Below are 19215 nucleotides of genomic sequence, written 5' to 3' on the forward strand. Positions count from 1 at the left end.
TTTTTTGGGGTTATATCTACTACTGAAAGGGATCGATTTCTTCCAAGAATACGGAAGTAACATTGGCACATCACCTGAGTTACAATTATTTTTAATCGATGTTACCAATCTGCTCCCTTTTCAACAAACTTCAATCACTGGAACGATTTTGTTAGTCATGGGATCGATCATCGCTGTCTTATCATTTGTGGCTTTTCTTCGTACTAATCAACATGATCATTATCAAAATATGGATCAAAACGGTAAATGAGACGCTTAAAGAAAACCGCTCCCTTATAAGAGGGAGCGGTTTTTTATTGATAAACTTCATTCATAATTCTTTTCAAAATATGAATTTGTTCGTCAAAGAGAATTTTATAATGTTTTTTCATAACTTCAAATTCTTCTGTTCCTTGTTCTGTTACACGGTACCAATATACTTTTTGGCGCTTTTTCTCAAGGGACTTGTAGTCTTCACGTCGTTGTAACAGACCTTCTTCTGTCATGTCATGAAGAGTATCGAGTAACGTTGAAGGAGCTGGCTGCCAGTTGCCTGTCAGCTTACTAAACTCCTCTTTAAAATGTTCACTGATTAAAGATGTGCGCTTGTGCAACAAATGTAAAATATAAAACTTAGTAAACTGAGCGGCAGACATGTTCAAAGCAAATTTCTTTGGATTATTCTTGTTTGACATCCATTCCACACCCCTTTTGGTAGAAAATAAGTTTGTTGCCAACATCTACATATCTAGTATACCATATTATATACTTAGTAGTAACTCAGAATGTACATAATAAAACCCTTGAGAATAGCAAAATAACCATTCTCAAGGGCGAATATTATTCTATAAAACTTTTATCAACTAAACCTTCTAAATCTGGTTGTTCTTTTAAGAATTCCAAATCGAATGAAGAGTTAGCAAACATTTGAAGGTAATCGGGGTTAATTTCATATGTGAAAGTGATACGCTCCCATGCGCTGTCAATTACGCTTCGAGATAACTCTTGTTCTGTAATATCTTTAATCTTGTTAATAGCAATCGTTTTGGATTCATCAGGATTTTCTTGAATAAATTCTGTCGCCTTCATGTGTCCATCAACTAATTTTTGAACGAGTTCCGATTCCTTCTTGACCAAATTACTAGAAGTTACAAATACGGCAGCAGGAAGTGTTTCACCGTAAGCTACGTTTTTTGTGTCAATTAGCACATCTCCATATCCTTCTTCTTCAATGTAAGAAGCCCAAGGTTCTGGAACGGTTGCTACATCTACCTTGCCATTCGCAAATTGCTGAGCATATGTCGCTGGTTTACCTGTGACATGCTTCATATCTCCGTTTAAACGATCAGATTTCATACCAAATTCACGCATCATTAGCGTTTCGAATTGCACATCATGAGTACAGCCAACTCGAGGAGAGATAAACGTTTTTCCTTTAATATCTTCTGGTGAGCTAATACCGGAATCTTTTCGTGACATTATGACTGTGCCGCCTGTAGAACCTGCGGCTAATATGTTAATCTCCGCTCCGTTTGTAAAATGATTCATTGCCGGACCAGGGCCTACCAGCCCGCCGTGAATTTCACCAGTTTCAATTGCTGTCATAAAGCTAGAACCATCTGGAAAGTACTTATAACTTACTTCTGTACCATCTGGCAATGTTTCTTCGTAAAAGTTCTTTTCTTCTGCTACCATTCCAGCAACATGATTAATATTTGGGAAGTACCCAATTACAATTTCCTCAGGTGTTTCTCCTGATGTAGACTTACTTCCACAAGCCGATAATATAACGGCAAGGAGAGCAATCGTGCATACATATAGCATTTTTTTCATAAGTCATCCACCTCTTTAAAAGTTTTTATAATAGACCCCAGCGTTTCATGACGGTTTTCTCTAATTTAGAGAAAACAAGATGATCTACAGTTGAGCCAATCACACCAATAATCAAAATAATTGCCATAACAACGTCAACTCTTGCAAAGTCAAAAGCATAAGTTAAGGAGTAACCGAGACCCGGTCCATTACTTAATAATTCACCTGCCATTAACGCCCGCCAGCTAAATGCCCAAGCAAGTCGAATGCCCGTCATAAAGTGTGGAACAGAAGCAGGAATTTCAACTTTAAAGAACAGCTCTAAGCCATTAACTCCCATAGTTCGCGCTGCCTTCTTGAAAGATGAAGGTACGTTACGGAGTGCCGTTCGTGTGTTAAGAGCCATTACAAAAACTCCACCTATTACGACCACAAATATTACAGCCATTTCATTGAAACCAAACAGTAATAATGAAAGAGGAACCCAAGCGATGCTAGGGATGCTCTGTAATGCTATTAAGTACATACCAGCGGTTTCATCCGCTTGTTTAGATTTAGCTAACAATACCCCGATCGATGTACCAAGTACAATACTAATGGGGAGGCCATATAGTAAATGTTTAAAACTAGCCAAAAGAGCTTTCGTTAAAGTCCCATCTCCGAATCCTTCAATGAGAGCATAGTAGACATCAAGGGGAGGTGGAAATGCGATATCTGGGAAGACTCCCGCGGAATAGACACCTTGCCAGAGAGCAATAACCGCTACAAGAAACAAAATTCGCTTTAGTAAGATTTTCATTGTAATTCTTCCTTTAAAACTTTGTTGATTTCTCCTTCTAATAATCCCATTACATGCTGCTCCATAGCGATAACATCTGAGTTTGTTCTTACTCTAGGTCTTGGGAGTGTAATGGATAAATCCTCTATAATTCGACCAGGACGTGTTCCCATGACGATAATTCGGTCTGATAACTTAATAGCTTCAGAGATTGAATGAGTGACAAAGAGTATGGTTTTCTGGTCTTCTGACCATATCCGTAATAACTCATCGTGTAAGATGTGCCTGGTTTGTTCATCTAAAGCACCAAATGGTTCATCCATTAATAACACTTTTGGATCCATTGCAAGGGCGCGGGCAATTGCTACACGTTGCTGCATTCCACCTGAAAGCTCATGAGGGTAGGATTGTGTGAAGTGACTAAGGTGCACCATCTGCAAATACTTCTTAGCTGTTGTAGCTTGCTCTTTCTTCGATAAGTGTTTTAGAGGAAACTTAACGTTTTCTAAAACATTTAACCATGGGAATAGCGCAGGTTGCTGAAAGACCATCCCTCTATCAGGACCAGGCTTTGATACTGGCTGATCTTCTAAAAGAATATCTCCATTTGTTATAGACTCAAGTCCCGCTATCATTGAGAGCAGCGTAGATTTACCACAACCTGAAGGTCCTAATATCGATACAAAATTATGTTCCTCTATAGAAAGGTTGATATCGGAAAAAACCTCCCATGCTCCGTTCTCTTCGTGTGGAAAAGATTTCGACACGTTATTAAATTCTAAGTACATTAGCTCAGCCCTTTTCTTTAATTCTTATAAGAATAATCGGAATTGTATGCGTTATATTATACGGCCACATGGAAAAACGTGTCAACCTATTTTAGAATTTTGTGATTTTTCATATTCAGGATAAGTGATCGATCGAAAGTTGACCACTGTGTAATGTATAGAAATATGGTACAATATGTGCGGTATTGGCTTACATAATTTACGTTTTGTATATAAACCTCACATAGTTTTAACAAGGATTTCAGGCTTTTGTAGTGAAATAAAAGCTAGGTTACTGATATGATTAGAAATAGATGTAACAGTAAAACATATTTGGTTTATTAAAATGTACATAGAGTAAAATCCTATTGATATGGAAACCTTAAACATTAATAGTGAAATAAAGGAGTATGCAGCTTGAAGATCGCCATTGTAACAGAAACCTTCTTACCATCTACTGACGGAGTGGTAACAAGGCTTAAAGAAGCTATTAAATACCTGAGGAGTGAGCAACATGAAGTGGTAGTCATTGCTCCTGACTTAGGTGTTTATGAATATGAAGGAGCTATTGTAGAGGGTGTAAAGACAACGACGTTGCCCTTTTATAAATATCGTCCTTTCTCATTACCGAATAAGGTAGTGAAGTCGTTACTTCAAAAACACAATCCGGATATCGTTCATGTAGTGAATCCTGCCCTGGTTGGAGTGTCAGGAGTGAAATATGCAAAGGAATTGAACCTTCCCTTACTAGCTTCTTATCACACCCATGTTCCAAAATATTTGGATTACTATAAATTATATGCCTTTAAACCGTTACTATGGTGGCATTTTAAACGCCTTCACAATCAAGCAGACCTGAATCTTTGTACTTCACAAGCCGTTAAAGATGAACTTGATGAAGAAGGATTTTATAATGTTCATGTATGGAAACGAGGCGTAGCAGTGGATCGTTATTCTCCAGAACATTACAGTCAGGAAATGAGGAATCGTCTTACGGGAGGAGAACCTGATAAGAAGTTGCTGGTCTTCGTTGGACGACTTGCGGCTGAGAAGGAAATACACAAATTGAAGCCGCTCCTTGAACAGCGAGACGATGTCCGATTAGCCATTGTTGGCGATGGTCCAGCTCGTGAAGAAGTTGAGAAAACATTTGAAGATACAACTGCGATCTTTACAGGTTTTTTGCATGGTGATGAGTTAAACCAAGCATTTGCATCAGCTGATGCCTTTATTTTCCCTTCTGTAACGGAAACGTTAGGACTTGTTATTTTAGAAGCGATGGCTTCAGGACTACCTGTTATCGCAGCAAAAAGTGGTCCTACTATGGAGCAAGTAGAAGATGGACGAACAGGACTATTGTTTGAAAATGAAGATACAAAGAGCCTGATCGAAGCGGTAGAGAAGATAGAAGATGTGGAGCTTATGCAAACACTGCGAGAAAATGCTCGAGCAGAAGCGGAAAAGTTCAGTTGGACAAAACCTTCTGCACAGTTATTGGAATATTATGAGCAAGTGTTAGGATCTATAAAAATGAAACAAGCAAATTGAAACCATCATGAAAAGTCTTAGTCATCCTAAGGCTTTTTCTTTTTATCCTGAAAGGAGGCATATATAATGAATTCTGAAAAACATAAGATGCTAGCTGGGGAGTTGTATGACGCAAGTGACGAGGAATTAGTCAAAGACAGACTAAACGCCAGGGAATTAACAAGGCTTTTTAACCATTCAACAGAAACGGAAAGCACTAGACGTACAGATATATTAAAAGCATTGTTTGGCTCTACAGGCAACCATCTTGCCATAGAACCCACTTTTAGATGCGATTATGGATATAATATTCATGTAGGTGAGGATTTCTATGCCAATTTTGACTGCATTATTTTAGATGTTTGTCCAGTAACAATAGGAGATCAATGTTTATTAGCTCCAGGTGTTCGAATTCTCACAGCTACTCATCCGATAGATCCGAAAACAAGAAGTTCAGGACTTGAGTATGGGAAACCGGTAACCATCAAAGATCATGTATGGATTGGTGCGAATGCAATCGTTAATCCTGGTGTTACCATCGGTCATAATGTAATCATTGGTTCTGGAGCTGTCGTCACAAAGGATGTACCGGATAATGTCATAGTTGGGGGTAACCCTGCTCGAATGATTAAAAAAGTTGAATTTAACACAAACGCATAGCGTCTGAAAAAGATGAAGGAATGGATACTTAATTGTCCCTTCATCTTTTTTTTATAAAAAATTATAGTAATAATTTCATATATAGTCATGATTATACGTCTTAAGAAAACAGTCCCATTTTTACATAAATAAAACATAAAATGAATCGAACCCCCGATAATTTGATCATTATATACGGAATTAAAGAATAAATATGCATATCTAAAATTCTCTACGGATGCTTTAATTTGGTGTAGAGAATCATCTGATCCTACGCTTTTATGAAGATAGTGAGTTCAAACAATTCTCATATAATTAAGGAATTACATGTACGATTTACGGTCCTATTAAAGACATTGTTTCAAGGTACTCCTTACCATAAGATAAAAATAAATAGGATACTATGATTGTGGAAAAGGGGGATTAAATTTTGAGGAATATTCGTGATTTAGAGGAAAAAATGTGTGAACCATCCGCTGGTTTAGTACGAGATATCACCTTACTTGATGGTGATATTATGATATTAGGAGTAGGCGGGAAAATGGGACCGACATTAGCAAAGCTAGCTAAAAATGCAGTCGATCGAGCTAAAGAGCAAAAACAGATTTATGCTGTTTCGAGGTTCTCGAAAGGTTCTCTTCGGAGTGAGCTTGAAGCGTATGGGGTTAAGACTATTGCAGCTGATCTGTTGGATGAAGAGCAGTTACACCAGTTACCTGATGTGAAGAATATCATCTATATGATAGGGCATAAATTTGGAACTACAGGAAACGAGCATTTCACATGGGCTATGAATTCTTTCTTACCTGGTTTAGTAGCGAAAAAGTTTAAAAATTCACGAATTGTGTCGTTTTCAACGGGAAATGTATATCCCCTTACCTCTGTTAAAAGCGGTGGTGTATCGGAAGAACACCCTACGGCCCCGATTGGGGAGTATGCACAGTCATGCCTTGGGCGTGAACGTGTATTTACTTATTATTCTCACAAATACAACATTCCTCAGCTTCATTTTCGTTTAAACTACGCTATAGATCTTCGCTATGGCGTTCTCCTTGAAATAGCTAAATCTGTAAAAGAGGGCAAGCCCGTTGATGTTACGATGGGCCATGCTAATGTAATTTGGCAGGGTGATGCGAACGACATGGCTTTACGTTCTTTATTATATTGCAGTTCTCCCCCTCAAACCCTTAACGTTACAGGTCCTGAAACAATGTCCATTCGCTGGGCTGCTGAGCAGTTTGGTGAGTTAATGAATCGAACTCCTGTCATTATTGGAGATGAACAAGATACAGCTTTATTGAGTAATGCTTCAAAATCCCACAAACTCTTTGGATACCCAAAAGTAACTCTTCGAGAAATGATCGAATGGACGGCAGAGTGGTTGGAGCATGAGGGTGAGGTCCTTGCTAAACCAACCCACTTCCAGGAGAGGGAGGGAAAGTTTTAAGTGGATACACGTATAAATAAAGAAAAGTGGAAGTTGCTACACGAAGGTACTGTTATTCCAGCGCATCCTCTAGCACTAACGAAAGAGAAAGGATTAGATGAGAGAAGACAACGAGCCTTAACGCGTTACTATATGGATAGTGGAGCGGGTGGAATTGCTGTTGGCGTCCATACGACTCAATTTGAAATACGTGAACCAGGCATTAATTTGTATGAAACTGTTTTAAGATTGGCTGCAGAGGAAGTAAATCATGCAGGTCTTAATAAGCCTTTCTTAAAAATAGCAGGGATTTGCGGGCCAACTGATCAGGCTCTGACAGAAGCTACACTTGCAAAAGAACTAAACTATGATATAGGGCTTGTAAGCATGGGAGGGTTGCACTTAACAGAGAAAGAACATCTGGAGCGAATAAAGGAAATAGCAACTATTATTCCGGTCTTTGGATTCTATCTTCAACCTTCAGTAGGTGGGAGAACATTTTCCTATGAGTTCTGGGAACAATTTGCTGAAATTGAAGGGGTTTGTGCTGTGAAAATGGCGCCCTTTAACCGCTACCAGACCCTAGACGTAGTTAGGGCTGTGTGTCACTCCAGTCGAGCGGATGAAATCGCTCTTTATACAGGGAATGACGACAATATCGTCATTGATTTACTTACAAGTTATCAATTCACGGTCAATGAAAAAACCGTTACAAAACCGATTGTAGGTGGCCTCCTTGGCCATTGGGCTGTTTGGACGTCTAAAGCGGTTCAACTACTTGAAGACATTAAGAAAATACGAGAAAAAGAAATTCTTTCTTCCTCAATACTTACGACCGCTACACATGTTACAGATAGTAATGCGGCACTATTTGACGCTAGTCATCACTACAAAGGATGTATTGCAGGCATTAATGAAGTGTTGAGAAGACAAGGTTTATTGTCTGAGAATACGTGCTTAAGTGATCAAGACCGCTTAAGTCCAGGACAATCAGAAGAAATTGATCGTATATACGAGCAATATCCCCACCTTAATGATGATTGTTTTGTAAACGAGAATTTAGAGAAGTGGCTCTTGGAAAGATAGATGACTTAACAGAGGAGGCTTCCTTTGAATAAGCGATTTTTTTACAATATGGCTGATCGAAAAGATATTATTTCCTTTTGTGGCACAATGTGGCCAGAAGAAGTAAAAGAAGTCATCCATCGGGCAGATCTCGCTTCCGAGCAATCGTTTATCTTTACGCATCGGTGGGATATGGAAAGGTGTGAAAGTCCGGTAACGTTTACTAATAAGATCGACTGGACGTACCAATTTAGAGGAGATTTTGAGTGGACGGTTAACTTAAACCGAAGTAGGTTCATGTCTGAATTAGGTCAAGCGTATTGGTTAACGAGTGATGAGAAGTATGTAACCTCTTATATAAACCTGTTAAAAGACTGGATTAAGCAGAATCCCTTATCAATAGAAGAAATACATTCAAGTAAGGAACAAAATTATAATGTTAAAGATACATGGCGAAAATTAGACAGTGGCATTCGTATTGTAAATTGGATAAAAGGGTATCAATGTGTGAAGGCATCACATTATTGGACGAGTGAAGTTGAGCAGCTCTTCAAGGAAGCGGTGCATTTGCACGGTACTTATTTGAGTATAGCTTTTACTCCGCATGACAGGCAAAGTAATTGGGGATTTTTAGAGACAAATGGATTGTTTCAAATTGCTATGCTGTTCCCGGAGTTTCTTGAATCGAAAACTTGGCTTTCCATTGCTATAGAACGCTTAGTAAGGATGTGTGAGCTGCAGATCTTTGAAGATGGCATGCATAACGAGCAAAGCCCTATGTATCATCACGAAGTGCTCCATTGTTTATTTGAGTGTGTATGGCTAGCCAAGAAAAACGAATATCTCTTGCCTTCTATATGTGAGGAGTCTTTAGAACGTTTATTTCTCGCGTCTTTAGCCTTTGTCAAACCGACTGGCTATCAACCTATGATTAGTGACAGTGATGATACGGATATACGAGATATTCTATGTCGAGGAGCAGTTTTATTCAAACGAGGAGATTTGAAACATCAAGCTTATGGTCAATTGGACTATGAGAGTGCTTGGTACTACGGAAAAGAAGGGATAGATGAGTTTCATAATCTTGCTGCAACCCCACCTTCAAAAACATCCATCCATTTACCCGAGAGTGGTTATTCCATAATGAGGAGCGGGTGGTCAGAAAGAAGCCATTACTGTTTATTTGACGGAGGTCACATGGATATTATCCAGGCACATGGGCATGATGATTTTTTACACCTTGACCTAAATGTATTTGGTCAGGATATGCTGATCGACACAGGTCGATACACGTACGTGGAAGGAGAAGAACGACGATACTTTAAAGAATCGTTTCAACATAATACGACCATTGTAGACCATACTTCTATTTCTGAGTTTAGAGACTCCTGGACGTGGGGCGATATCGCAAGAACCACTCCGTCATATTGGAAGACATGTGAAACTTATGACTATGCTGAAGCGGGCCACGATGGTTATCGTAACTTAAAAGATCCCGTCCAAGTAGTCCGAAAAATTCTATTTGTAAAACCGTATTATTGGTTGGTCGTAGATGAATTCCAGGCGAATGAGGAACACCATTTTGCTCAACATTTTCATTTCAGTGAGGATGTTGCTGTGCATACTTATCACAATTGCTCTGAAGCGGTGTGTAAATTGAATGAAAAGGAAGGATTATTCATTCGAGGTATTACTCCAGCTATGCTAACAAGGGATAAGTGTTGGATCTCTCGGAATTACAATGAGAAACATCCATCTTCTAAACTTGTATTTGAGCATAAGGCTACAGGTAAAACTCAAATGGTTACAGCTCTCATCCCGTTTCACGAAACTGTGACTGAAGATGTTGTTATAAAAGAGATAGAAGTAAGAAATACGTTTGGTGATAATTTTACAAATCACGATGTAACAGGTTTGGAAATCAATATAGGAAAGAAGAAGCATTGGGTGGTTGTATCTCATTCCGGACCGAACAGCTTTCAATTTGCAGGGCATCACATGACTGGATCAGTGATGCTTGCGAAAGAAGAAGGAGGTCAATTTCAAAAAAGCGTGATAAAGGTTTAAATCAATTCTATTAACGGACGTTTAACGGTCAGTCTATTTATCCTCTTATAACCATAAACTCATCACAAAGGTGGTGGATTTATGGTTCTTTGCATTTCAAAATTTAATAGAAGGTGGTCTTTTCATGAAAAAATGGATACAACGTAGACGGATCGTTTTCTTGGTGCTGCTTATTCCTCTATTATTCTTCCAAGGTGTGTCTCCTCATATTGGGCATGCCGAGTCTTCTCTAACGATTACTTCCCATCAAAATGGTGATCTCCTTCCTGTTGGTGTGGTAAGAATATCAGGGTCTTATTCAGCTGTAACGAATATTGAGGTCATTATCAATGCTATGACAGTGAATAAAGCTCAACTCGTTCCAAACTCTTCTGACTCTGGCGAATGGTTTTATGATCTCGATACTAACCACTTAGACGGAAGTGTAGAAATCGTTCTAAAAGGAACAAGTACGATTACTAGATATTCCACTTGGTCTGAACCGCTTCTTCTTGAAGTAGATAACAATAAAGCCAACATCCCCACAGTTATAATAAAGAACCCAAAAACGGACACAACTATCAAAAAGAACACTAAGGTGACGGTAACAGCTTCAGGTAAAAATGAAATAGAAGCGGTTTATGTCAGGGTAAATGGGGGAGAATGGACGCTTACGAACAAGAAAAGTGACATTTATTCTTATCACTTAGTTACTCCTTCTGAACAAGACAAAACCTATAGCATTGAAGCTAAGGCTGTAGATAAGTTAGGGAATATCGGTTTAAGCCAAACTGTATATGTGAGGACGGGGGACGGAAGGCCAGTTGACACAACTGTTGATCAACAGGATCGTTCCATGTGGATATGGGAAAATGCTTCTTATAATTTAATCTACAATGAAGGTTCAAGAGACGTTTTAGATGCTTTTGCAAAAGACACCACAACATTTAACCAGGACGCTATTACAACTCTTTACCTAGGAGTGGATCGGTATAATGGAGTGGATATGCTTGAGGATGAGAGAGACCGGGTACGGGATCTTGTTTCCTGGGCACATTCGAAAGGATATAAGGTTCATGCTCTTATCGCTGGCGGAACGAAACCACCTCATTTTGGTGCGTTTGAAAGGTATCATGATATTGCCCTTAAAGAGGTTGAAAATATTATCAATTATAACCTTTCTTCAAGTAGTGAAGAGCAATTTGATGGTGTGAATATTGATATTGAACCCTATATAGCTTCTCAGTTTAAAACAGAGAAACCTTCCTTGCAGATTAAATATCTTGATTTACTAGAGAAGATTATGAATCTAAAACGTGTTTCTGATTCTAGTTTATTAATGGGAGCGGCGATTCCTAATTGGTATGACAGTTCTCCTTATGCTGAAAATATTACATGGGCTCCTAACATGGATGGTGGAGAAAGTAAAACAAAGTGGCTATCTCAACACATACAAGACACACTTGATTATATCTCGATCATGGATTATCGTGATTTTGCAGAAGGCTCAAATGGAATTATTGAGAGAGCTAAAGATGAAATAGAGTACGCTACATCCATTAATAAACCTAACTCAGTTGTTATTGGTGTAGAAACAAAGGACATAGCTGACGGAGGAGACCCCGAGCTTATTTCGTTTAGAGAAGAAGGACGCACTTATATGGAACATGAACTTGATAAAGTCTATGCATCTATGAGTTCATCCCCTTCTTTTGGTGGAATCGCGTTACATCACTATGATACATTGCGTTATTTACCATCAGAATGGAGTGGCGATGGCGTGTTTTGGGAGCCGCCACTTGATACTGAAGCTCCCACACAAGTGAACCGACAGCCCAATGCTTTACCAACTAGTTATCAATCGATTGTTATTGATTATGGTAGAGCATACGATAATGGTGAAGTTGAACATTATGCAATTTACAGAGGTTTGACACCTGATTTCACACTAGATGAAAGTAGTTTGGCCGGGAAGTCTAGAGGTTTATCCTATATAGATGAGGGGTTACTAGCAGATACTACCTATTATTATAAGGTAGCAGCAGTAGATGTAAATGGAAACATTGGTCCAGCCTCTGTCGTTACATCAGCTACAACCACTCAAACATCCTTAAAGCCACTAATGGTAGAAGATGCTTCTATAAGCTATTCTGATGGGGGGGCAAATGTAACGTTAACGGTTTCCGATCTACAAACGGGTTTACCTGTAAAGTCCAATCTAAGCGGAAGGTTTGAATATGTTAGTGGGAAAGTCGTAAATGGAACAACTGATGACCAAGGGCAGATCTCATTCAAGTCAGAAACGATTGGAACGAACAAAGGGAAAATTGGGTTTAAAATAAATGCAATCCAAGCCTCAGGGTATTACTGGGCTTCTTCAAAGGATGTTTCTTATGATTTAGAAACTACATGGGCGTTTGAAAGTATCCCAGCAAGTGAGGATGCCTATATACGAAGTGATTCTTATGGAGACCTGAACTATGGTGGTTCTCCTATTCTAGAAGTAAAAGGTTTAGAGGAATCTGTTGTGAACTACGATCGTAAAGCTTATATTCAATTCTCACCAGAGCCATCGTCACTTGTTCATCCTGCTAAACTTACGCTAAACATTTTTATCGACCGGGATATTCATGATTCTGAAGTATCAAGTGTACCGCTCTCGGTTTACGGAGCAGCCAACCAAGAATGGAATGAAGAGGACATAACGTGGAATACTCAACCAGATTCATTAACCTTTAGCAAAGTGGGGGAGATCGAGGTATCAGCTAAGGGATGGTACCAACTTGATCTAACAGAATGGGTTTCTAGTTTAGAAAATGTTCATTCGCTTACCTTACGCTTCTCTGATGATGCTCTAATGGATCGTTTAGTCCCTATTCAAAGTAAAGAGGGTACAAATCCTCCAACATTAGAAATTCGTAACTAACAAGTAAGGTTGCCTCCTTGTTCAGGGGCAACCTTTTGTTATTGAACTCCAATACGCTTTCTGTATTCAGTTGGAGTATAACCAGTGATTTTTTTGAAGGTCTTTGTAAAATGTGGGTAGTCAATATAACCAATGGTATCTGCGATTTCATAAGTTTTATAGATCGGATTCTTTAATAATAGTTTGGCCTTATCTATACGTAACTTTGTTACAAATTGTTTATAACTCTCTCCCATCTCCTTCTTAAACTCCATACTAAAGTAGGAGGGGGACATATCCACTATGTTTGCAACTTCATTTAAGGTCAATGTACTTTCTTTGAAATTTGCCTCGATATATCGAGCGGCAGAAAGGATATTTGTTTTATGACCAATATTTCTTTTTTGTATTAGAAGATTGATCCACTTCTTGCAATGTGCCCTCAGATGGTCTGGAAGAAGTTCTGTCTCATTAGGGAATGGTTTATGAGATGGTAGATTGTATGAAGTCTGATTCTCTAAATTAGTCGAAATATTAGTGAATAAATCCTGATAAAAGTCGTTTATGAGGGAAGTGGTAAACCTTTTATCTTGTAAAACTTTGTGGATTTCGCTGATTCTCTTAACAAGCTTCTCTTCTTCAAGCATCCACACCAAATTACTGATCTCCTTAGCAGACGAGCTTATTAACCCTAGGCGCTCCTGACGCTCAGAATAAGAAGGGTGCTCTTGTTGGATCTGAAGATAAACAGTATTTAATGTAGAGAGAAATAAGTCCGGTTTAATGGGTTTTAATAGAAAATCACTTACACCATACCTTAAAGCTTGTTGAGCGTATACAAATTCATCATAACCGGATATAACGATAAACTTTACTTGTTGATCTAAAGACCGCACTTTTTGAATGAAATCTAATCCATTTAATTTAGGCATTCGTATATCCGTAATGATTAGATGAGGGGTGTACTTAGAAACAAGCTCCAGCGCTTCTTGACCATCATTTGCTTCACCTACGACATGAAACCCTGTCTCATTCTTATGAATTAAGGCTGAAATACTCCGCTTAATTAATTTCTCATCATCCACTGTAATGACTTTGAACACAATTACGCCTCCTTTGTTATGTCTTCCATACGTAAAGGCAAACGGATTTCAATAACCGTACCAGATGGGTTAGATTTCTTGATGAATAATCCATAAGGGAACCCTAATTCAGAGTGAATTCTCTTATGAACGTTTAAGAGTCCAATACGTTTCGTCGTTCTGTAATCGTCGGGTGGCTCTGTATTGTGTATGAAGGCATAGTTATATGCTTCTGTGGTTTCGGCTACCATTCCTTTGCCATGGTCAACCAGGTATAAAATATAATCACCATTAACTTTCTTTCCGTATATTCCAATAAACGTTGGAACTAAAGAATGTTCTTCATAACCATGAGAAAATGCATTTTCGATTAGAGGTTGGAGCGTTAACCTTGGTGTTAAAACATGTGCAGTCAAAGATTCGTCTACCTCGATAGAAACATGTAGCCCTTCAAAACGTTCCAGTTGAATTTGAAAATAAGCCTTAATATGCTGCAGCTCTTCTTCTAGAGAGACAACCTTTTTCGTATTGCTAACATTGTAGCGAAACATGTCAGCAAGAGAGGTCGTCATGCGACTAATTTCCATTTGTTCTTCAATTATGGCGTAGGAATTAATGATCTCTAACGTGTTATATAGAAAGTGTGGATTAATTTGAGACTGCATCGCTTGTAATTCCGCTTCTTTCGTTTTAATTTGTAATTCTTGTTCTTTTAATTTTGATAAGCGGATTTGCTGTATAAGCTCTGAGAGTTTCTCCGTCATACTGTAAAAACTGTTATATAAGTCACTAATTTCATCTTCTTGATAAAGGGCAAGGGGGCGTGGCTTTTCTGCTGGGAACTTTCCAGAAGCTACTTCTCGCATGAGTTTTTGAAGATGCTGTAAGGAGTAAGTTAATGTGAAAGAAAAACCTCCTACGAAAAGAATAGCAAGTCCTATCAAAATTAAACCTACTAAAATGGTGAAATTCCTAAGTGTAACCAGCCTCGTCATCGCATCTTCTAAAGGAACGCTAGCCATAATCATCCAATTGGCATTGGGGAGAGATTCTCGAACGAGTAAGGTTTTTTGCTGATCAAGTTGAGTAATAAAAGGAATGGTCTCCTCCGTATAGTCAGCTTGAAACGGTTGCCCTAATTGATTACGAAGCGGATGATAGATAATTGTATTATCCTCATTTACTAACCACACCTCATTGAAATGATGATCTATAATCTCATTCAATATAGAAGCAATTTGGTTAAGGTTGAGGTCTACTACGATTAAACCAATCGATTCATATGTGTTTTGATCATATATTTTCTGAACAATTGTAAGGATAGGAGTTGATTTATAAAAGCTTAAATCTAGTAATTCATAACTCTCAAATTGTTCATGGTTATTCCATAAATCTCTATTTCTTTTCTTTATTTCATCAATATCAATAAATCCCTTCACCTGAGAGTAATTATGTTCTTGCCTCCCATCTTTGCTGATTAACGACAGGCCAAAAATATCAGAACGTCCGTTTAGAATTTGTCCAAATGTCTCTTCTTGAATTCTTTTCGTTTCAATAAATTGTTCATAGCGTGTATCAGGGGTATGTTTTGATTTCAAATAGTTCTGTATTGAAGTATTACTTAGAAGAGGAGTTGTGGCTTTTTTTAAGTCAGCTAAATAAAAAGATAAGTATTCTTTGGTTTGATTCAGGAGTTGTTGACTGGCATGAATGGCATTATCTTGTATAGCAGTGGTAGTTCTCTCATACCAAATATATCCGAATATTAATAAGGGGGTACACACAAAGATAATAATTACCCATAACAATTTAATTTGAATAGATCTTCTATGAAAGAGATCGTTCTTCAAGAGCTATTCACCCTTTCATTGTAGTGTATAGTTGATCCTTTTTGAAAAAAACACAACAAATCAAATCGATGTCTATTCTGTAATTTCGGCTTTACTACTAAGATAATATTGTAAGCGTTAACAATAGAGGGGGAAAAGGAATGAAGCATTCACAGAAATATGGTCTTTTACTTTTACTTTCTTTGATTTTAGCTTTTGCTATGGCAGGGTGTAGCAATGAATCAGATGCTGACAGTGGAAACGCAGAAGGACAAGTAGAAATTAAGCTCGGGTATTACTCTTCAGGTAGTGCTGATGAAAAAATGGAAGAGCTTATTGATCAATTTGAAGCAAAACATCCGAATATTAAAGTTACTACTCAAAATGCCCCGTATTCTCAATTCTTTCAAAAGTTAGATACACAAATTGCAGGTAATAATGCTCCAGATGTATGGTTATCTGACGGTGTGCTTGTATCAAAGTATGCTGAACGTGGAGCAGCAAAAGATGTTACGGATTGGATTGAAAGTGATCTAAATAAGGATGAGTATTATGGCCTTGATTTCAATAAAGATGCTAGCGGAAAGTACTTTGCTGTTCCACAAGGCATTCAAATCGGAGCGTTGTTTTATAACAAGGATATGTTTGATGAAGCGGGTGTAGACTACCCGGATGATACTTGGACGTGGGACCAACTACAAGAAACAGCAGAACAGTTAACCATTGATGCTAATGGGAAGCGAGCAACGGATAACGGTTTCAATTCAGAAGCAGTCAATCAGTATGGGATGACTTTCTTTAACATCACAGAAGGATGGATGCCTGTATTGAAATCTTTCGGTGGCGGAGTTCTTGATGAAGAGTTAAAGAATTCAATTATAGATTCTGAAGAGAATAAACAAGCTATGGAATGGATCGTTGATGGGATGCAGAAAGGTGTCTTAACAGATCCATCTGATCTTCAGAGTTTCCAAAGTCCAATGTCACCGTTCCCAAGTGGTACTGCAGCAATGAGGATTGGAATCTATGCAAGGGTACTAGCAGCAAATGAAACAGGCATAAATTACGATGTTACAGTTTTGCCAAAAGGTCCAGATGGGAAGCGGTTCGCCCCTGTAATTGCAAACTCTTGGATTGTAAATAATAACAGCTCAGATGAAAAAGCAGAAGCGGCTTGGGAATGGGTTAAATTCTGGGTTACAGAAGATGAAGTTCAAAAGGAATGGGCTGAATTAGGTGAAGCGGTACCCGTTAAGAAGTCTGTGGCCAACTCAGATCTGTTCTTAAATTCAAGTGATAACAAGATTAATAAGCAAGCGTTCTTAGATAGTTTTGAATTTGCAGGCACACTCGATACAAATGCTGTATGGTCGGAGTGGCTTCAAAAGTTTAATGACAACATAAACAGAGCTTTCCTAAATGAAACAAGTATAGAGGAAGCATTGCAACAAGCAGACAAGGAAGTGAAGAAAGTTTTGGATGATTTTTATAAGGAATAACCAAATTTAAAGAAGAAAGTGTGTCCTAGATGCCAAAACTTGTAGAACGAGTCAAACCTATTAAAAGTCCTAAACAAAAGAAGTTAACAGCAGAAGGGAGATGGGGATTCCTTATGGTATCCCCATACCTTATTCAATTCGTTGTATTCTTGTCATTTCCTCTAGCTGCGTCCTTATATTTTAGTTTCTCAAAATACGACATGCTAAATGCTCCCAAATGGATCGGGGTTGAAAACTATACAACGCTTATACAGGACCCTGTATTTCATAAAGCACTTTGGAACACCTTTTACTTTACAATCTTGTTCGTACCTGCTCAGACGATTCTAGCATTAGTGCTTGCTGTTGCACTTAACCAGAGTTTAAGAGGATTAAAGTTTTTTAGAATTGCTCATTTTATCCCTGTTATTTGTTCATGGACGGTTGTTCTTTACGTGGCAGATGCCATTTTAAATCCTCGTTTTGGGCTTGCAAATACAATCCTTGTGAAATTAGGAAACAACCCGCAAGCATGGCTAAGTGATGAAGGGTTGATCATACCTGTTCTTGTTGCTGTCGCTGTATGGAAAGGGGTCGGTTACATGATGATTATCTTTTTAGCTGGCCTTCAAAATGTACCAGAAGATTTGTATGAGGCAGCTGAAATAGAAGGGGCAGGGGTTTGGAGGAAATTCAGACACGTAACAGTACCGTTGATTTCAGGGACTACGTTTCTCGTATTAGTTCTAACAACCATCACAACTTTTCAATCCTTCGAACAAATTTATGTCATGACAAGTCATTTAGGTGATGTAACCTCTGCAGGAGGACCGAATAACGCGAGCATGGTACTGATGCTCTATTTATTCCAACAAGGCTTTTCTTTCTTAAAGATGGGGTATGCATCGGCTATTGCATGGGTCTTGTTTATCATCTTATTTGGCATCACGATGATTCAACTAAAGTTGCAAAAGAAGTGGGTTTACTATGAGAAATAGTCTGTTATGTTGGGGTGTTAATCATGTTTAATCGGTCTAAAAAAAGAAAGGCAATTAGCTATACGGTTATCCTGTTTAGTTCTCTGCTTATGCTCACACCACTTGTAAGTGCAGCACTTAATTCATTAAAGTCCTACAAAGAGTACACGGCCATTCCAGTACAATGGATCCCAAATCCCTTTCAGTGGCAGAATTACATTGAAGTATGGAAAATGACTTCAATGGATACCTATGCGTGGAATAGTTTCATCGTAACGATTTTATCGGTTATAGGAGCTTTACTTTCATGTTCAATGGTAGCCTATGCATTTGCAAGACTCGAGTTTCCATTTAAGAATTCTTTATTCGTGATGGTTCTTGGAACACTCATGATTCCCCCAGTCGTTATGATCATTCCGCAATTTATGATCTTTAATCAACTAGGACTCGTAGACACACTTGTGCCATTATGGATTCTTGAATGGTTAGCTCAACCTTTTGGGGTGTTCTTAATGCGACAAGCCTTTCTTGCTATTCCGAAAGAATATGACGAAGCAGCCAAACTGGATGGTTGTAATCCGTTCCAAACGTTTGTGAAAGTCTATTTGCCTATGTGTAAGCCACAATTAGCCACACTTACGATTTTTACCTTTATGACAAAATGGAATGAAATTATGGCGCCCGTAATTTATCTTTCTTCAGAAGATAAATTTACGTTACCGATTGGCATATTATCAATGTCTGGAGCTTGGTTTGGGCAAGAGCAGTACTTAATTGCTGCAGCGCTTATGTCTTTATTACCGATCTTACTTGTTTTCTTATTTGCAGAGAAATACTTTGTGAAAGGAGCTAGCTCTTCCGGCCTTAAATAGTTTTCGCGGGACAGAAAGAAGGATGTGAAGTGA

General features: G+C 38.4%; 16 protein-coding genes. 10 read left to right on the forward strand and 6 right to left on the reverse strand.

Annotated features, from left to right (window positions below):
• The first annotated feature begins 4 nt into the window (after window positions 1-4).
• Window positions 5-250 (forward strand): hypothetical protein, encoded by a 246-nt coding sequence (locus tag ACYX4O_RS10145; protein ID WP_476356867.1) that lies wholly within the window; start codon window positions 5-7, stop codon window positions 248-250.
• Window positions 251-293: 43 nt separating this feature from the next.
• Here the strand turns inward: ACYX4O_RS10145 and ACYX4O_RS10150 are convergent, their stop codons facing one another.
• The 4 genes from ACYX4O_RS10150 to ACYX4O_RS10165 all read right to left on the reverse strand — a co-directional run bounded on the left by ACYX4O_RS10150 (window position 294) and on the right by ACYX4O_RS10165 (window position 3357).
• Window positions 294-674: a PadR family transcriptional regulator gene (locus ACYX4O_RS10150; protein WP_036779022.1), complete on the reverse strand. Its 381-nt coding sequence runs from the start codon at window positions 672-674 to the stop codon at window positions 294-296.
• Window positions 675-819: 145 nt separating this feature from the next.
• Window positions 820-1812: an ABC transporter substrate-binding protein gene (locus tag ACYX4O_RS10155; RefSeq protein ID WP_476356870.1), complete on the reverse strand. Its 993-nt coding sequence runs from the start codon at window positions 1810-1812 to the stop codon at window positions 820-822.
• A gap of 25 nt (window positions 1813-1837) precedes the next feature.
• Window positions 1838-2590, reverse strand: a complete 753-nt coding sequence (locus ACYX4O_RS10160) for an ABC transporter permease (protein ID WP_476356872.1) — start codon at window positions 2588-2590, stop codon at window positions 1838-1840.
• Window positions 2587-3357, reverse strand: a complete 771-nt coding sequence (locus tag ACYX4O_RS10165) for an ABC transporter ATP-binding protein (protein ID WP_476356874.1) — start codon at window positions 3355-3357, stop codon at window positions 2587-2589. The genes ACYX4O_RS10160 and ACYX4O_RS10165 overlap by 4 nt, the downstream gene beginning before the upstream one ends.
• Before the next feature lie 396 nt (window positions 3358-3753).
• Here ACYX4O_RS10165 and ACYX4O_RS10170 point away from each other — a divergent pair, with 396 nt between their 5' ends.
• From ACYX4O_RS10170 to ACYX4O_RS10195, 6 genes are all read left to right on the forward strand, one after another.
• Window positions 3754-4884, forward strand: coding sequence for a glycosyltransferase family 4 protein (locus tag ACYX4O_RS10170; RefSeq protein WP_476356876.1), 1131 nt, complete (start codon window positions 3754-3756; stop codon window positions 4882-4884).
• Window positions 4885-4950: 66 nt separating this feature from the next.
• Complete coding sequence (locus tag ACYX4O_RS10175) at window positions 4951-5523, forward strand: sugar O-acetyltransferase (protein WP_476356878.1); 573 nt, start codon at window positions 4951-4953, stop codon at window positions 5521-5523.
• A gap of 409 nt (window positions 5524-5932) precedes the next feature.
• The gene (locus ACYX4O_RS10180) at window positions 5933-6949 is read left to right on the forward strand and encodes an NAD-dependent epimerase/dehydratase family protein (RefSeq protein ID WP_476356879.1); all 1017 of its coding nucleotides are present in this window, start codon (window positions 5933-5935) and stop codon (window positions 6947-6949) included.
• Window positions 6950-8014, forward strand: a complete 1065-nt coding sequence (locus tag ACYX4O_RS10185) for a dihydrodipicolinate synthase family protein (RefSeq protein ID WP_476356881.1) — start codon at window positions 6950-6952, stop codon at window positions 8012-8014. It begins immediately after the preceding gene.
• 24 nt (window positions 8015-8038) lie between these two features.
• Window positions 8039-10060 carry an alginate lyase family protein gene (locus tag ACYX4O_RS10190; protein ID WP_476356883.1) on the forward strand — a complete coding sequence of 674 codons (2022 nt, stop codon included), beginning with the start codon at window positions 8039-8041 and terminating at the stop codon, window positions 10058-10060.
• Between the two features lie 124 nt (window positions 10061-10184).
• Window positions 10185-12965, forward strand: a complete 2781-nt coding sequence (locus ACYX4O_RS10195) for a CBM96 family carbohydrate-binding protein (RefSeq protein WP_476356885.1) — start codon at window positions 10185-10187, stop codon at window positions 12963-12965.
• Window positions 12966-13003: 38 nt separating this feature from the next.
• Here ACYX4O_RS10195 and ACYX4O_RS10200 read toward each other — a convergent pair whose 3' ends face one another.
• A complete protein-coding gene (locus tag ACYX4O_RS10200) occupies window positions 13004-14047 on the reverse strand; it encodes a response regulator transcription factor (RefSeq protein ID WP_476356887.1) in 1044 nt (347 codons plus the stop codon).
• Between the two features lie 2 nt (window positions 14048-14049).
• On the reverse strand, window positions 14050-15876 hold the full coding sequence (locus tag ACYX4O_RS10205; RefSeq protein WP_476356889.1) for a sensor histidine kinase: 1827 nt from the start codon (window positions 15874-15876) through the stop codon (window positions 14050-14052).
• Window positions 15877-16016: 140 nt separating this feature from the next.
• Between ACYX4O_RS10205 and ACYX4O_RS10210 the strand changes: the two genes are divergently transcribed.
• Genes ACYX4O_RS10210 through ACYX4O_RS10220 form a run of 3 tightly spaced genes read left to right on the forward strand, consistent with a single transcriptional unit; the run spans window position 16017 to window position 19182 of the window.
• The gene (locus ACYX4O_RS10210; protein WP_476356891.1) at window positions 16017-17354 is read left to right on the forward strand and encodes an ABC transporter substrate-binding protein; all 1338 of its coding nucleotides are present in this window, start codon (window positions 16017-16019) and stop codon (window positions 17352-17354) included.
• Window positions 17355-17383: 29 nt separating this feature from the next.
• Complete coding sequence (locus tag ACYX4O_RS10215; RefSeq protein ID WP_476356893.1) at window positions 17384-18331, forward strand: carbohydrate ABC transporter permease; 948 nt, start codon at window positions 17384-17386, stop codon at window positions 18329-18331.
• 23 nt (window positions 18332-18354) lie between these two features.
• Window positions 18355-19182 carry a carbohydrate ABC transporter permease gene (locus ACYX4O_RS10220; protein ID WP_476356895.1) on the forward strand — a complete coding sequence of 276 codons (828 nt, stop codon included), beginning with the start codon at window positions 18355-18357 and terminating at the stop codon, window positions 19180-19182.
• Window positions 19183-19215 lie beyond the last annotated feature (33 nt).

Source organism: Pontibacillus sp. ABV4_188 (assembly GCF_056311905.1).

Bases quoted from the DNA above. Each gene is read 5' to 3' on its own strand.
- ACYX4O_RS10160 (WP_476356872.1), bottom strand. From the start codon at position 2,590: ATGAAAATCTTACTAAAGCGAATTTTGTTTCTTGTAGCGGTTATTGCT.
- ACYX4O_RS10195 (WP_476356885.1), top strand. From the start codon at position 10,185: ATGAAAAAATGGATACAACGTAGACGGATCGTTTTCTTGGTGCTGCTT.
- ACYX4O_RS10155 (WP_476356870.1), bottom strand. From the start codon at position 1,812: ATGAAAAAAATGCTATATGTATGCACGATTGCTCTCCTTGCCGTTATA.
- ACYX4O_RS10150 (WP_036779022.1), bottom strand. From the start codon at position 674: ATGTCAAACAAGAATAATCCAAAGAAATTTGCTTTGAACATGTCTGCC.
- ACYX4O_RS10165 (WP_476356874.1), bottom strand. From the start codon at position 3,357: ATGTACTTAGAATTTAATAACGTGTCGAAATCTTTTCCACACGAAGAG.
- ACYX4O_RS10220 (WP_476356895.1), top strand. From the start codon at position 18,355: ATGTTTAATCGGTCTAAAAAAAGAAAGGCAATTAGCTATACGGTTATC.
- ACYX4O_RS10215 (WP_476356893.1), top strand. From the start codon at position 17,384: ATGCCAAAACTTGTAGAACGAGTCAAACCTATTAAAAGTCCTAAACAA.
- ACYX4O_RS10175 (WP_476356878.1), top strand. From the start codon at position 4,951: ATGAATTCTGAAAAACATAAGATGCTAGCTGGGGAGTTGTATGACGCA.
- ACYX4O_RS10210 (WP_476356891.1), top strand. From the start codon at position 16,017: ATGAAGCATTCACAGAAATATGGTCTTTTACTTTTACTTTCTTTGATT.